This window comes from Brucella pituitosa (genome assembly GCF_965577835.1).
GTDB classification, from domain to species: Bacteria; Pseudomonadota; Alphaproteobacteria; order Rhizobiales; family Rhizobiaceae; genus Brucella; species Brucella pituitosa.
On record NZ_OZ264094.1, the window covers coordinates 270,148 to 284,505 of the forward strand.

Genomic DNA, 14,358 nt, shown 5'->3' on the forward strand with positions numbered 1-14,358 from the left:
CGGCGGTATGATATTCACAAGGTGATATCCTTGCGGCGCTGTCGGCTCGTCACGTGTCAGACAACATGCCGTATCGATATCGTTACTGTCGACGTATTTCAATGAATCATAGTCCTCCGTACCAGTCATATCCATGATCCTCCCAGTATCCACCTTTTCCACCCTGAATATTTGCGAAGCTCGAGACGAGCTCAATCGACTTGATGTATTTGCTCATCTTGTATCCGAGCTGTCTTTCAACGCGCAGGCGAAGCGGAGCTCCGTTCTCCACCGGAAGGGCCCGATTGTTGAGACCGTAGGCCAATATAGTCTGCGGATGACGGGCATCAATCAGGTCAATACTGCCGTAAAATGACGCTGCCCCTTTCGCGCCGTCTACGCTATCGAAGCAGTGGAAGACGACAAAGCACGCAGATGGTGCGGGCCGTGCCACATCGAGAATCTGGCTCAAGGGAACGCCTGTCCATTTGGCGATTGTACTCCAGCCTTCCACGCAGTCGTGGCGGGTGATCTGGGTGCGCCCTGGCATGTTGCGCAGTTGCTCCAGCGAAAAACTTGCCGGTTTTTCCACGAGACCTGTTACCTGCAAAACGTAATTTGAGAAATCGGCAGCGCGAAGTGCTTCATATTCCTCTGTTGCGGGATTGGTTTCACCATTCGGCTTTTGACCCTGGCGCAGCTCACTTTCCCCATACTCCCTTGCAAGTGCATTATGTCCCTGAAGTTGCCGTTGAATGAGGTAGGTCAGATCGTTCGCCTTTTCGAGGACGTGCCGCGTAGAGCTTTCGTTGTTGCCGACAAAATCGAATGCGTCACAACCGCCCAACATAATGGAAGAGGCTGCGGCTCCGGAAAGAATTAGGAACTGTCGTCTGGAAATATTGAGCTTGCTCATGGGCACCTGTCCTCGTCTTTTTTCGGAAGTTCGGCGCGATACCAACCGGAAATCATCGATCGCATTTCGTTGAACGGACCTGACGCAAACACCATCACGATATGAATGACGACGAATGCGCAAAGCAGGAAAACGGCTGCAAAATGAAGAGTGCGGGCTGTCTGGCGTCCGCCGAGCCATTTCGTCAGCGGTAGTACGGCATCCATGCCGGGAGACATGGCCAGCCCCGTAATTATAATCATCGGGAAAAGCCCGAAAAACACCATGCAGTAGGTCAGTTTCTGCATAGGATTATATGTTTTCCCATGCTGGAAGCGAAACTTGAGATGGTTCAGAATATCGCCGGGCAGGCTCTTTATATCCAATGCAGATGGCAGTAACTCGTTCTTCAGATGCCCGTTCAAAACACTGCCGACCAACCATAGCATGAGTGTGCCCACCAGAACCCAGGCGAAGAAAAAGTGAACCACACGTCCGGTTGCCAGATCGCGATAAGACGGAATGGTCAACGCAGGGGGAAATGCCTGATAGGCGGGAGCACTTGTGGCGCCCGATACGCCGAGAAAACCGGTTGTCTGGAAGCTTTTGCCCAAGATATCGACACGACCTTCAGGGCCGCTTTCGCCATCGACGGCATAAATTGCCAGAACGGCATTATCATAGTGGAAACCGGATTCGTTACCGAGATAGAGCATGGGGTGTGCATTGAATATCTGCAGCCCCGAGAGCAGCAAAAAGAAGAGGCTTGCAGCCCAAATCCAGTGTGTGAGGCGCGTCAGCAGACGCTGGCGATAGACGAGCTGTTTCATGATGTTGCGCTCCGGTAATTTGCCCGCCAATCCTGAGGGAAGACTGGCGGGCCAGAACAATTACTGAGGCTTTTTCATGGAGCCGGACTGCATCGCGTCCTGTTTCATGGTATTGCTCTTCATCGCTTTGTCGTCATGTTTCTTCATTTTCTTTTTTGTATCGCTATGCATGGCGTCACCTTTCATGGCGTCATGCTTGCCCATGGAATCCTTCTTCATAGTGTCAGACTTCATGGTGTCGGATTTCATCGCGTCTTGCGCGAAAGAAACCGGCGTGAAAGATATAGCGGCAAGCAAGGCAAGCGCCGGAAGGACTACTATGTTCTGTTTGATGGTCATGACGATACTCCTGTTCATCTGGGCGCCAGCAGCGCCTAACAGGAGGAGTTTCGACATGCAGAGGCAAATGGTTACACCGATCACGGTGATGTGATCACCTCATCGGAAGTTGTAACCTTTTCCGCTTCTTTCTCGAATATGCCGGTGATTGGGAGTTGTAACCTGACCTATTCGAACGAAGAGAGGTTGAAAAAACTGATGATATTGGCGCTCGATGGAGACAAGGCAGCCTATCGGACCTTGCTTGAGGATTTGTCGCGCCGACTGAAACCTTATTTTCTACGGCGTCTTTTCGGGGATAAATCGCAAGCGGAAGACCTTATTCAGGAGACTTTGCTGGCGATGCATACCCGACGCATAACCTATGATCGAGGCATGGCGTTTCTACCCTGGGTGAATGGAATTGCACATCACAAGCTTATCGATCATTTACGTCGTCACGGGCGTGATACTGCTATACCTCTGGAAGAAGATGTTCCTGTGTCCGATGAATCTGAAGCCACCGACGCGCGCATGGACGTGGACAGGATGTTGAGCGGTGTTTCCGAACGCACGGCAGGTTTGATCCGCAAAGTCAAAATCGAGGGACAATCCATAGATGAAGCCGCACGTGACACAGGCTTGAGCCAGAGCGCGGTCAAAGTTGCCATCCACCGCGGCCTTGCAACAATAGCGCAAAGATTTGGAGGCAAAGGGCATGACCGATGATCTGATCGAGAAGCTGACAGAAGATGTCAAACCGGTTGGCCCTAACGCAATGCGCCAGCTTTTCTTGCGTTACGCAACGGGAGGTATTGCAGCCGGCCTTGCGATTATGCTGGTTTTTCTTGGCGCGCGTCACGATTTGCTGTTGGCGATGACCACGGCAGCCTATTGGATGAAATTCGGCTATGCAGTCCTGCTTTTATTGATACTGGTTCCCGCATTATTCAACTTGTCGCGGCCCGTTCGCACGGGATTGCACTGGTTGCCGCTGGCCATACTTCTGGCCTGTCTTGCAGGTGCGGCATCAATCCAACTGCTAAACGCTAAGCCCGGACAAGCAGAAGTGTTGATATGGGGGCGGACGGCGTTGGTCTGTCCCTGGTTGATTGTTCTCATAGCACTTCCCATGCTCGGATTTCTGCTTGCTGCGATGCGACGGCTTGCTCCGGCAAATCCTGCTCTGACCGGTCTTGTCGCCGGTATCATTGCTGGCGCCGCAGGAGTTCTCGTCTACTCACTACACTGTCCAGAATCCGGAATGCCGTTTATTGCAATCTGGTATACGCTCGGAATCGCAATCATGGGCTTTCTCGGTATGATTGGTGGGAGAGTTTTCCTGCATTGGTAAAGATGGCAGTAATCAGTTCTTGAAAGCCGCTCAGCTCGCAGTCACTTCATCATCACTTTCACTATTTGCAGCCCGCCGAGTTTCATCATGAAATCCTGGAGTACGTCAGTTGCCTGTCCATACCAATTGATTGCGGCCTAAGCCTTCAATGATTGGGCCGATCTGGCTATCCAGCTCACGCGTAAATTACCAATCATAGACCATCAGATCTAACGACAAAAATGGGATCAGGAAAGCAGTCAGGCTGCTATTACATAGGAAGGCGCGGATAGCGGACATTTTCTTACAATCGGGCGGGGGTAGAGACGCCTCGCGTGTTGGCTCGGACTGTTGAGTGCTTCCCACGACGCGTTCGATGCAGAAGCGGCAGTCTCCGTCATGGCTGGCCGTCCCCGATTTACGCCTTGGCGGCGCTCTGCGCAGCCGCGAAGACATCGCGTGCGGACGTCGTAGCCGCTACGTGCTCCGTACCCTTTACTCCTAAGGACATCCATCCCGCATTCACTGCATCATACATTTCTTCAGCAGGTCCGGTACGGCCCTTCGGAATGCCGAACTGCTCGAACGCTTCTGCCCATCCTGCACGTGGAATTGCAAAGGCTTTCACGTCAAGTTTCAGGACTTCACCCAGCTGGGTAGCAATTTCATCCGCACTGACCATCGAACCGAGCTCGATGACGCGCTGTTCTAACCAGGCTGGCCCAGTCAAAAGGGATGCAACCTCCGCACCAATATCCTTCGTCGCGACCATAGTCGATTTCCGGTCTGTCGGGTTATAGAAGACCGGTAGCGACCCACCTTGAGCGACCTCTAAGCCGTATAGGAAGTTTTCGAAGAAACCGCCTGCGCGCACAAAGGTAACCGGAGATGTCAGATTGAGAAAACCTTGCTCCAGAAGCGACAGGGCCATGATCATCCCCAGCCCGCTGGTTCTGTTTGCACCCATCGACGAGAGCGCTACCACTCGTGGCGCCGCTGCCTTGGTGAGTGCCGTGACATAGTTCGCAATCATGCCCTTTGCTTCCCTGTAGTCAGACGAAGGCGTCCAGACAGAAGGCAACATAACAAATGCGCCCTCAACGCCATCGAGCGCGCGCTCGATGGCTGCCGTGTCATTCCAATCGCCGTCTACCAGCTCGACGCCTTGGGCCGACCAATGAGCCGCCTTTTCACGATTGCGGACAAGAGCGCGTACTTTCTTGCCTTGTGCCAACAGATGTTGGGCGGTTGCACCACCGACTTTTCCGGTAATTCCCATTACTAAAAACATGCTTTTTTCCTGATTTTCAGGGACAGAACAATGCCCATTTGATTTAACGGATGAACGGCAGAATAGCCCGGATACGCGGATCGCGGAGATAGAGGCCGCCCCATGTCATCACCCCCAGAAGCAGGGAAATAATCTCCGGCGGCGACCCCAACTCGCCAATCCGGATATGGGCGCAGATGGCGCCTCCCAAAAAGCCCGTCACCAGGATTGCGCCAAGGACGGCGGTGACCGGAACAGCATAAAGGGTGGCGCAAGCGAGTATGATCGGACCCACGATGCGGGTCAGATCCATTGTGAACCCGGTTTCCTGCAATATGCTTGCGATCTGCGTCGGTGCGAATAGCTGAATAGTCCCATCTGCCATCAGCACGATAGCAACAAGCGCGCTCATCATCCGGCCGACGAACAGGGACCGATGCAACGTCGCAGATTCAGTCACGTGATGCTGGTTCATAACCTCAGACACTAGTCATTCTCCAACGAAGGATTTCATATTCGGAGCTTACTGTATCTGCCAGACGTGATAAATTCCGATAGAACGAACTCACTGTTCTTCATTTGGAGAACAGTACCGGGGCACGAACATGCAGAATCTCGAACCCATCCTCATTTTCATAACGGTAGCGGAAATGGGAAGCTTCACCCGAGCGGCCGAAAGCCTGGGCATTCAGAAGGGAAGGGCCTCAACGGCCGTCCGGAAGCTGGAAGAATATCTCGGTGTCAGGCTTCTGCACCGTACGACGCGCAGCGTGCAGTTGACGGAAGATGGACGCGTTTTTCATGCCCGCGCCCGTGACTTGCTTGCAGAAGTCGATGATCTACACTCAATGTTCGCAGACGATCGCGTAGCGCTCCGCGGGCGTTTGCGGGTTGATCTTCCGACCGAGGTGGCGCGCACTGTGATCATGCCAGCCTTGCCGGATTTCATGGCGGCGCACCCCAAGTTGGAGCTGGAAATTTCGACTACAGATCGCCAAGTCGATCTGGTTCAAGAGGGGTTCGACTGTGTGTTGCGGCTTGGCGCCATCAGGGACGAGACACTGATTGCCCGCCCGTTGGGTCTGTTGCGCATGGCCAACGCTGCCAGTCCAGCCTACCTAGCACGCTATGGCGTCCCTCATTCAATAGAGGATCTCCAGCGTCAGGAACATCGGACAATTCATTTTTCGACAGTTCTGGGCTCAAGACCCTATGGATGGGAATATCCGGACGGCACCGGTCACGCCAGACTTCAGTTGCCAGGTGCGCTGCATGTCAACAGTGCGCAGACCTACGACGCCGCTGCTCTCGCCGGCCTTGGCCTGATTCAAGCGCCGCTCATAGGGATTGGCCAACACTTTGGAAGTGGAGCGCTTGTGGAGATCATGCCCGAATTTCGTCCCCGGGCGATAGCGGTTTCCCTCGTCGTAGCGCATCGAAGCAACCTTTCGCACCGGGTTCGCGCATTCATGAAGTGGATCGAAGACCTGCTGACGCCATATCTTGAATAAATGGCCACTTTCCGGACCACCCACTTTCCCTGAGAACGACGAGGATAAGCAAGTACGCGGGACAAATCCGATGGCATGTTTGTGATTTAGAGGCGAAGTCAAGAACATCAGGATCGGCATAAAGCCAGGCCGGACCAGATACTCTCTCGTTCAAATTACCGGTAAAGCGTCACGGTTCCAATTCAAAGCCGTCGAGCCGCGTTACCAAATGCATGGACGAAAAGTTTGTAACAGAAGCCCCTACATAACCATGTTGATACCATGACTGTATAATATTTGCAGAACAGCCAAGCTATGCTCAGGTCGATTTGAAGAAAATAGCAATGGCATTAGCAAACCTTCGCGGAGCAACACGCGGATAAAAGTGACCACCCTCCATCTCCTGCATTTCGGAAAGCACAATCATATGATGAAGTTCTTCAATATGATGAAATGGAATCATGATGTCGTCACTTGCGCCGAGCAAAAGTGTGGGCTGACGGATCGCGTTTAGTTCTTGCGATCGATCAAAGTCTAGCAACATGGAAATGCGCTGTGCTGTCACTGTGTATGGCGCAAGATTGTCCGCTGCATTCCCTACAGCAGCACTCAGCTCGACCTCATGCGCGGCTATCCATTCCGGCGTATAGCCGAAGACATGTGTCAGGTTCTGATAGGCTGTCACCTCGCCCTTCTGCATCATTTCCAAACGCGACTCGAACAGCGCACGAAAGCGTGCATCTGGACATGCCCAGCTTCCGCTTATGACGAGCGACTTGGCTCGCTCAGGCGCATCAAGCGCAATGGTTTGCACGACCGTGCCACCCGTAGAATGACCGACCAGATGCGCGGCATCGATCTTCTCTACATCCAGAATAGTCAGAACATCACGTGCAATCCGGTCAATCGAATAGCCTTCGTCGGGACGGTCACTTCGCCCCGCACCGCGATGATCAACCGTGATGATCTGAAACCCTTTGAGAGCCTTCTCGACTCCAACCCAGAAGCGACCATCGCCTCCCAGGCCGGGGATGAGCACAACCGGCTCACCCTCGCCTTTCACCTCATAGTAAAGACGGCAACCATCATCGGCCAAAGCTATCGACATTTCTCGTTCTTTCTCAATCAGTTACCCGGCCAAGTGTCGCCGAGGCGGAACCCCGTCGGGAACGGGTCCGTCGGGTCGAGCACATAATTATGGAAAGCAGTGATCCACGCCTGCCCGGTTATCGCCGGACGAATGGCGGCCTTATCGCCACACGTTGTTTCCTCAAGCACGCGACCAATAAACTCAGTACCAATGATCGATTCATGAATGAATGTTTCGCCAACGGCAATCTGATCACGCGCATGCATGACAGCAAGCCGTGCACTTGTGCCAGTGCCACAAGGTGAGCGATCGATACGGCCCGGCGATACAATCACGGCATTGCGCGAACGCTTGACGCCATCGCGTTCTTCCAACGGACCCGCAAAAAGCGTCTGATTAATCGTATAGATTTCTGGATTTTCGGGGTGGATAGCTGGAAGCTGTTCAGCAGCGGCTTTCTTAATTCGCTCTCCCACTTCTACGAGTTTAGCGGCTTCCGTTTTGTCGACGTTAAAACCGATAGATGCGGCATCGACAAGAACATAGATCATCCCACCATAGGCGACATCAACCGTGATGGCCCCCAGCCCCGGAACATCGACCTTTGCATCCAGCGCGAAAACAAAGGATGGAACATTCTCAAATGTAACGTTTACGCATTTGCCGTTTTCACACTGTGCTGTCACTGGCACAAGTCCAGCCGGAGCTTCTAGCACAAGCTTGGTTTCGGGCTCCTTCATGGGGATCATGCCAGTTTCAAGCAATGCAGTTACGGTGCAGATTGTATTCGTGCCGGACATTGGCACATAAAAATCTGACTCCATAATAACAAAGCCAGCATCTGCTTCTTGCTTTGTGGCCGGCAAAACAAGATTGACGCATTGCGTTACGCGACCACGCGGCTCGTTCAGCAGAAAATTCCGCAGATCATCAGCTTTGCTTTCAAGATACTGCATTTTCTCGAACATCGAAGAACCCGGCACGTCGAGGACGCCGCCGGTAATCACTTCATTCAATTCGCCCGCAGCATGAACGCCGACGACATTGATCATCTTGGAAAAGCGCATAGCTCAATCCTTCAAGGAAGCGAGTTTGGCAATGGCGTCATTTACGACAGTTTCAACATGCGTGCGTTCGTCGCCGACTAAAGGCAATCGCGGTTCACGCACCCATTCCGGTGCGCCATAGACAAGCTTTTCTGCGAGTTTAATGTACTGAACCAATTTCACATGCGTATCGAGATGGAACGCTGGCGTCAGCAAACGATAGAGTTTGCGCGCTTCATCGAAATTGCCCGAAGAGGCCATATTGAACAGTTTCACGCATTCGGCAGGCCAGACATTCGTCATGCCAGAAACCCAGCCAGTGACGCCCAAAGCGAGGCTTTCAACAATAAGGTCATCCACGCCGCAAAAGACAGAGAAACGGTCGCCGCATGCATTGTAAAGATCGGTGACACGACGGATATCGCCGCACTCTTCCTTAATGCAGACAATAGACGGCGTATCTTCCAGCTGTTTAAGAATTTCCGGCGTGACATCCACACCATAAGCAATCGGATTGTTATAGATCATAATCGGCAGGCCACTGCTTGCGGCCAACGATTTGTACCAGGTCACTGTCTCCCGCGGGTCGGTTTTATAGGCAAGTGACGGGAACGCCATCAGGCCTTGAGCGCCAAGCTTTTCATAATGACGCGCAGCGGCACCTGCATCGGCTGTCGAAATCTGCGCAAGTCCGGATAATAGTGGCACACGACCTGCGACAACTTCTTTAGCCGCCAGAATAACCTGATCACGTTCTTCTGCCTTCAGCGATGCGTTCTCGCCCAACATCGGTAAAACGATAACGCCAGAAACCCCATTGGCAATCAGCCGATCAATGGAAGCGGCGGTCGCATCAAGGTCGAGCGCACCGTCCTGTTTGAGCTTCGTGGTAACGGCCGGAAATACACCTGTCCAACGTGTCATGCTCTTGTTCCCTTATTTGTGCTTGTTATAAAATTTTCGATAAATTTCGTCATCGCTTCGGGTGTTTCGCAAGGCAAAGCACCAAGCGCTTCGATATCGGCTTTGACGTCCACCGGAAGACCCGAATTGGAGTCCTCTGGTATCTCGTTAAGCTTTCCACCAATCAGAACTGGCATATCGGAACCGGCCTCTTTGAGAGCGGCCAGCACATCACGGGCATAGCGCAATGCAATGCCGTTATAAGTCGAAATGGCGATGAAATCGGCCTTCTCGGCAAGGGCTGTCGCGACAACTGCTTCCGGGTCCGCAGAAGTACCTCCATCAATGATACCGACAGAACTCATGCCTAGAATGCGCTCGATCAGGTTCTTGCCATGCTCATGAACATCAGATGAAGCAACGCATCCACATAAGCCGCTCTCAGCAATGGTGATGCGCGCCGCTTCGGGGACAAGTTCGACCCATTCATGCGCACTTTCTTCAAGCTCTTCGACCCATTCGGCCAACATCACCGAACGACGACCGCCCCAGGCTGTCGCGTCTTCGTTGCCTGCGCCGTAGAGGCTTTCCAAGCGCTTCGGCCCAATGCGCCGCAAGGCGAGCATAAGTGCAGCCGCATCATTAATATTGACGCCAGCCTCTTCGAGACCGGAAAGAACATTTTTGCTGAAACGTTGTCCCGCCTCAATCAGGCGATCAGCGGCTTTATCCACCTGTGCCATGTCAATCAGACTGGCTGTTGGGATTGCATGGTCAGCCATACGTGTCGCAAAAGTCTGTGCATCGATGATTTCATCAATATCCGGTATGCGCTGATTTTCAGTCACAGGAACTGGATTGATGGCATGTCCCGTATGAATGCGCGCCAAGGCCCAGATATCGGCCTGCAAATAGCTGGCAAGACTTGCGAAATTGCCCGCAGGGCTTGACTTATAGCTCACAGTATTCCCGAAAAGCATAGTGCCTGGAGCATCACTGAACGTCGCCAGAGCCTTATGGAAAGCCATACGCACGAGTGGCGCTGTATAATGGTGGCCAAAGCAGTGGGACATGCGTCCACCGATCAGATTTTCGACGATATGACGCTCGATCAACACCATCCCAAGCGCCGAACTCATATCTGCAAACAAGCCTGCGAACCCGTCATCCAGATTGGAATGAACGAGCACTTCCTCATCCTGAGCAGCAATCAAACCAAGCGCCGTAACCGCGGCTTCCGTCGTCGCAACATCATCATCCCAATAGGGCAAGCGGAAAGTGAAGTATTGCCCGAGATTACCGATGGCAGTCGCCCCGGCGGCAAGCGCGCCCTTGGTATTTTCAATGGCACCGGGCAAGCCAAGCATGAAGTCGCCAAAATGCGCAGCCGCTGGTGCAGCATTAGTGATGCGGGCGAAATCCTCCGGCCCGTTCAAAACAATGCCGGTGCCCCTCGGTCTGTCTTTGCGCAAAGCGACCGGATAGCCCATAGACCAATCAAGTGTGATACCGAAACGATCAACGGTCACGCCACGGCTGGCACAAGTGCCGTGCACTTCGCCAATTGCTTCAACCGTGCGCTCAACGCTTCGAAAACCGATATGCGCATGTTGCATCATGCGACCTTCAGCGGCTTTGCGGCGTTTATATTCCGCCTCGCAGGTTACATTATTGGCGTCAAGAAAAGCATTTCTGCCAACCCGCCAGTCACGGGAAAGCTTTCTGCCTTCAGCGATAAGATCGGCCCCCGGCTTCATGCGCTCTGGGACAAGATCGACTAGAGAAGGCAGAACAGCTTTCATGGCTACACCATCGGAGAAATTGCGGTTGGCTTCAGAATGCGGATACTCTGGCGCTCGATCATGCCTTTGATTGCTTCGAGATAGGTTTGCCATCCCGGATGGGCGAGCATGCGTGCACGTCTTTCCTCGCGATCCGAGATATTTTCATATCGCCAAAGCGCAACAACATGGTTCAACTCGCCAATATCGCAGACAAAATGGCCGACGAACCCGCCAAGAATTTCTGTCTGAATTGTAAGACCAAGCTTTTCATAAGTCGCAATGAACTCCGCCATGCGACCCGGAACGATATGATAATCGCGCTCTTCAAGGATCATGACCGGCTCACTTTACCTGAAAGCCAAAGGCGAGCGGATCACGCTCATCGACCAGTATCGTGTTGTAACCCGTGACCCGCGCCCAGCCGCCAATGCTTGGGCGAATGGCAGGTCGACCTGCAACTTCCGCAGCACTCTCAACCCGTCCATGAAACAGCGTTCCAATGATCGATTCATGCACAAAAGTTTCGCCGACTTTCAGCAAGCCTTTAGCAACACGCTGCGCCATGCGGGCTGAAGTGCCAGTTCCGCAGGGTGAGCGATCAATAGCTTTATCGCCATAAAACACCGCATTGCGTGCATCAGCTTCAGGATGCTTGCCCTTATCGGCCCACATAACATGACTGACACCGGCAATGCGATCATCCTCGGGATGAACCGGAGCGACGGCTTCTTGCACAAGTTTCCGCACCAGTGGGCTGATCTTCAGAATATCGTCGGCGCTCATCATATCGAGACCGGCCCAGTTCTTCTGCGGTTCAATAATGGCGTAGAAATTACCACCATACGAAACATCGACTACGAGTTCCCCCATACCCGGAACATCGATCTTCGCTTCACTGGCATGAAGATAGGCAGGCACATTGTAAATGCGGACTTCATCAACGAAACGACCGTTGCGCTTATATTCAACCTCGACCCGACCGGCAGGAACTTCAAGCGCCAGTTTGCCCTCAGTCTTCGGAACGACAAAGCCCTGTTCAAGCGCGACAGTGACGGTGCCAATTGTGCCGTGTCCGCACATCGGCAAACATCCTGACACTTCGATAAACAATACACCAAGATCGCAATCATCGCGTGATGGTGGATAAAGAACCGACCCAGACATGACATCGTGCCCACGTGGTTCAAACATGAGCGCCTGGCGCACCCAATCATGGTCACGCAGGAAAATCTGGCGTTTTTCTGCCATGCTGACATTTGGCAAAATAGGCGCACCACCAGAGACAACGCGTACAGGATTGCCGCAAGTATGTGCATCAACACAGATAAAGGTATGAGGGTTCATATTCTGCTCCAGATCAGGAAAACCGGCTGACGGAAAAAGGTGAGAGATCAATAGTGGAGTGTCTTCGCGCAACCAGGTCAGCAACGAGACGACCTGTGGTTGGCCCGAGTGTTAGCCCCCCATGGCTATGACCATAGGCATGAATAACGTCATCGCGGTGCGGTGAGCGTCCGATCACTGGCAGACTGTCCGGTGTTGTCGGACGATGGCCCATCCAGCGCGTTCCTTCATGCGCTTTAAGATCGGGTAGATAAATGCGCGCCAACTTGGCGAGTGCATCGCTACGCGCATAATTGGGTGCAGTTTCAAGCCCTGCAAACTCGGCAGCACCACCAATACGCAATCCCATATCCATGGGTGTGGCCACGAATTTGCGTTCAGCGAAAATAACTTCACGTGTAAGCGAAACGCCAGAATTAGGGATTGTGATGTTATAGCCGCGTTCACTTTCGAGCAGCACACGATCACCAATCGTCTTTGCAAGACGTGCTGACCATGCGCCGGTTGCGATGATCAACTGATCGAAATCAACCGCCTTGCCATCAGCCAAACGCAACAGCTTACCATCCACTGCAAGGACTTCGCCGGTTACAAGCTTTGCGCCGCGCTCAACAACAAGATCACGCAGGCGATCCACGACACGTTTGGGATCATCAAAATGCGACCATTGCGGTGTCATTGCGGCTCGAACGACAGCCTTCCCAAGAGCTGGTTCAAGTTTTCGCGCTTCATCACCGTCCATCTCATCAAAGATAATGCCGTAACTGCGACGGAGGTCGCGATCCACCGCGTCTGCTTGAAACGCTGCTTCAGTCTCATAGACCCACAATGCGCCAATCTGATGCAGCTCATGCGTGAGTTTCAACTCCTCCAGCAACGGCATATAATCATCGTAAACCGGCGCAGTCAGCGTTGCGAGGGCTTTGGTAATACGCAACATCTCCGACTGTGACCCGCTACGCATAAAGCGCGCAAGCCACGGGACAAGCTTCGGAAAATGTGCAGGCCGCACGGACAGAGGACCAAGCGGATCACATAACCAGCCAGGCACTTTCCAGACGAGGCCAGGTACACTTGCAGGCACGATCTCTGTAACGCCAAGCCCGCCCGCATTGCCAAAAGACGCCTTGTCGCCTGCCGGGTCGCGGTCAACAATCGTGACACTGTGTCCCTCAGCGAGTAAAGAACGCGCTGCGCTCAGTCCTATTATTCCTGCACCTGCAATGAGAACATTGCTCATTCGGCATTCCATCCATTCACTGCGCCTGAACTAATCGCCCGGCAAAATAACGTGTGACTTCGGTTAAGAGGCTGGCGGCGGTAATGGCTGAGGTCTTGGGATTGTCCGGTGAAGGCTGGTTGGCGAACCGCATGAACGCTTCACCATATGAACTTCGTGCTTCAATCTCATGAGTATTGAACGAAACCGCCGGGTCTGCCACGACCCTGACTGCCGTGCGCTCCACACCGGAAGCCAGTGCAATCGTCAGCCCCGCATTCAGATTGCGCGGATAGAGCTCTGCTGCACGAATGGCGTTGCCTTCATAAAGCACGACCGCTTCGCGCACGTTCTCCGGGTCCAATCCAAGCTCTTTTAGTTCGGCCACCCAAGCGGAGACCGGCTTTCGGGACGTATAAGTCACGCTGAGATCGACTACTTGAGCTACAACGTGAAGATAATCCAGACCACCTACTGCACCAGTTGGGAAAATCAGCCTTGCACCGCTTTTCCGACTTGCTTCTGCCGCTCTACGTTTGAAATCCGCATCGCCAATGACACCAACAGAGGCCGCGATCACATCAATTCCGGCTTCTAAAAAAACCGGACAGAATGCTTTTAAGGCATCCTGTCCGGCGGCCTCGACAACAACAGAAGGCTTTGAGGCCAACAACGCATTCACGTCGTTGACAAACCGGACTCCGCGGGGTGGCTGGTCCGGTGCTGATGCGCCTTCGCGCAACAACACAGTGATCTGACAGCGGCAGGCCAGAAGCTTGCTGCACAGATCTCTTCCGATGGCGCCGAAGCCAAGAAGTGCTATATGTGGAACGGTAGCGGTCGCGATGGTCATAGCG

At 53.2% G+C, this 14,358-nt stretch carries 16 protein-coding genes; 3 read left to right on the plus strand and 13 right to left on the minus strand.

What is annotated here, in order from left to right:
- Positions 1–106: 106 nt before the first annotated feature.
- From ACSME1_RS20515 to ACSME1_RS20525, 3 genes are read right to left on the minus strand one after another with little or no spacing between them, the layout of a single operon-like run.
- Positions 107–895, minus strand: coding sequence for a molybdopterin-binding protein (locus ACSME1_RS20515; RefSeq protein ID WP_435655706.1), 789 nt, complete (start codon positions 893–895; stop codon positions 107–109).
- Entirely contained in the window at positions 892–1,704 is an 813-nt protein-coding gene (locus tag ACSME1_RS20520) for a cytochrome b/b6 domain-containing protein (RefSeq protein ID WP_435655707.1), read from the minus strand. Before ACSME1_RS20520 ends, ACSME1_RS20515 begins: the two co-directional genes overlap by 4 nt.
- A gap of 60 nt (positions 1,705–1,764) precedes the next feature.
- The gene (locus ACSME1_RS20525) at positions 1,765–2,043 is read right to left on the minus strand and encodes a pentapeptide MXKDX repeat protein (RefSeq protein WP_105707527.1); all 279 of its coding nucleotides are present in this window, start codon (positions 2,041–2,043) and stop codon (positions 1,765–1,767) included.
- A gap of 198 nt (positions 2,044–2,241) precedes the next feature.
- Here ACSME1_RS20525 and ACSME1_RS20530 point away from each other — a divergent pair, with 198 nt between their 5' ends.
- The gene (locus ACSME1_RS20530) at positions 2,242–2,751 is read left to right on the plus strand and encodes a sigma-70 family RNA polymerase sigma factor (RefSeq protein ID WP_105707484.1); all 510 of its coding nucleotides are present in this window, start codon (positions 2,242–2,244) and stop codon (positions 2,749–2,751) included.
- Positions 2,741–3,376: an NrsF family protein gene (locus tag ACSME1_RS20535; protein WP_105707482.1), complete on the plus strand. Its 636-nt coding sequence runs from the start codon at positions 2,741–2,743 to the stop codon at positions 3,374–3,376. The genes ACSME1_RS20530 and ACSME1_RS20535 overlap by 11 nt, the downstream gene beginning before the upstream one ends.
- A gap of 397 nt (positions 3,377–3,773) precedes the next feature.
- Here the strand turns inward: ACSME1_RS20535 and ACSME1_RS20540 are convergent, their stop codons facing one another.
- On the minus strand, positions 3,774–4,646 hold the full coding sequence (locus tag ACSME1_RS20540; RefSeq protein ID WP_105707480.1) for an NmrA family NAD(P)-binding protein: 873 nt from the start codon (positions 4,644–4,646) through the stop codon (positions 3,774–3,776).
- 43 nt (positions 4,647–4,689) lie between these two features.
- On the minus strand, positions 4,690–5,112 hold the full coding sequence (locus tag ACSME1_RS20545) for a DoxX family protein (protein WP_105707479.1): 423 nt from the start codon (positions 5,110–5,112) through the stop codon (positions 4,690–4,692).
- A 118-nt stretch (positions 5,113–5,230) separates the two neighbouring features.
- Here ACSME1_RS20545 and ACSME1_RS20550 point away from each other — a divergent pair, with 118 nt between their 5' ends.
- Complete coding sequence (locus ACSME1_RS20550) at positions 5,231–6,136, plus strand: LysR family transcriptional regulator (RefSeq protein ID WP_105707477.1); 906 nt, start codon at positions 5,231–5,233, stop codon at positions 6,134–6,136.
- Positions 6,137–6,434: 298 nt separating this feature from the next.
- On the opposite strand, the gene ACSME1_RS20555 is transcribed toward ACSME1_RS20550, so the two are convergent.
- The 8 genes from ACSME1_RS20555 to ACSME1_RS20590 are packed head-to-tail and all read right to left on the minus strand — an operon-like array spanning position 6,435 to position 14,354.
- Positions 6,435–7,223, minus strand: a complete 789-nt coding sequence (locus ACSME1_RS20555; RefSeq protein ID WP_105707475.1) for an alpha/beta fold hydrolase — start codon at positions 7,221–7,223, stop codon at positions 6,435–6,437.
- Between the two features lie 17 nt (positions 7,224–7,240).
- Positions 7,241–8,272, minus strand: coding sequence for a proline racemase family protein (locus tag ACSME1_RS20560; RefSeq protein ID WP_435655708.1), 1,032 nt, complete (start codon positions 8,270–8,272; stop codon positions 7,241–7,243).
- 3 nt (positions 8,273–8,275) lie between these two features.
- Positions 8,276–9,175: a dihydrodipicolinate synthase family protein gene (locus ACSME1_RS20565; RefSeq protein ID WP_105707472.1), complete on the minus strand. Its 900-nt coding sequence runs from the start codon at positions 9,173–9,175 to the stop codon at positions 8,276–8,278.
- On the minus strand, positions 9,172–10,956 hold the full coding sequence (locus tag ACSME1_RS20570) for a cobalamin-dependent protein (protein WP_435655709.1): 1,785 nt from the start codon (positions 10,954–10,956) through the stop codon (positions 9,172–9,174). The genes ACSME1_RS20565 and ACSME1_RS20570 overlap by 4 nt, the downstream gene beginning before the upstream one ends.
- A gap of 2 nt (positions 10,957–10,958) precedes the next feature.
- Positions 10,959–11,273: an NIPSNAP family protein gene (locus ACSME1_RS20575; RefSeq protein WP_105707469.1), complete on the minus strand. Its 315-nt coding sequence runs from the start codon at positions 11,271–11,273 to the stop codon at positions 10,959–10,961.
- A 7-nt stretch (positions 11,274–11,280) separates the two neighbouring features.
- Positions 11,281–12,282: a 4-hydroxyproline epimerase gene (locus tag ACSME1_RS20580; RefSeq protein WP_435655710.1), complete on the minus strand. Its 1,002-nt coding sequence runs from the start codon at positions 12,280–12,282 to the stop codon at positions 11,281–11,283.
- A gap of 13 nt (positions 12,283–12,295) precedes the next feature.
- Positions 12,296–13,522, minus strand: coding sequence for an NAD(P)/FAD-dependent oxidoreductase (locus ACSME1_RS20585; protein ID WP_435655711.1), 1,227 nt, complete (start codon positions 13,520–13,522; stop codon positions 12,296–12,298).
- Between the two features lie 16 nt (positions 13,523–13,538).
- Complete coding sequence (locus tag ACSME1_RS20590) at positions 13,539–14,354, minus strand: aspartate dehydrogenase (RefSeq protein ID WP_435655712.1); 816 nt, start codon at positions 14,352–14,354, stop codon at positions 13,539–13,541.
- Between the last annotated feature and the right edge of the window lie 4 nt (positions 14,355–14,358).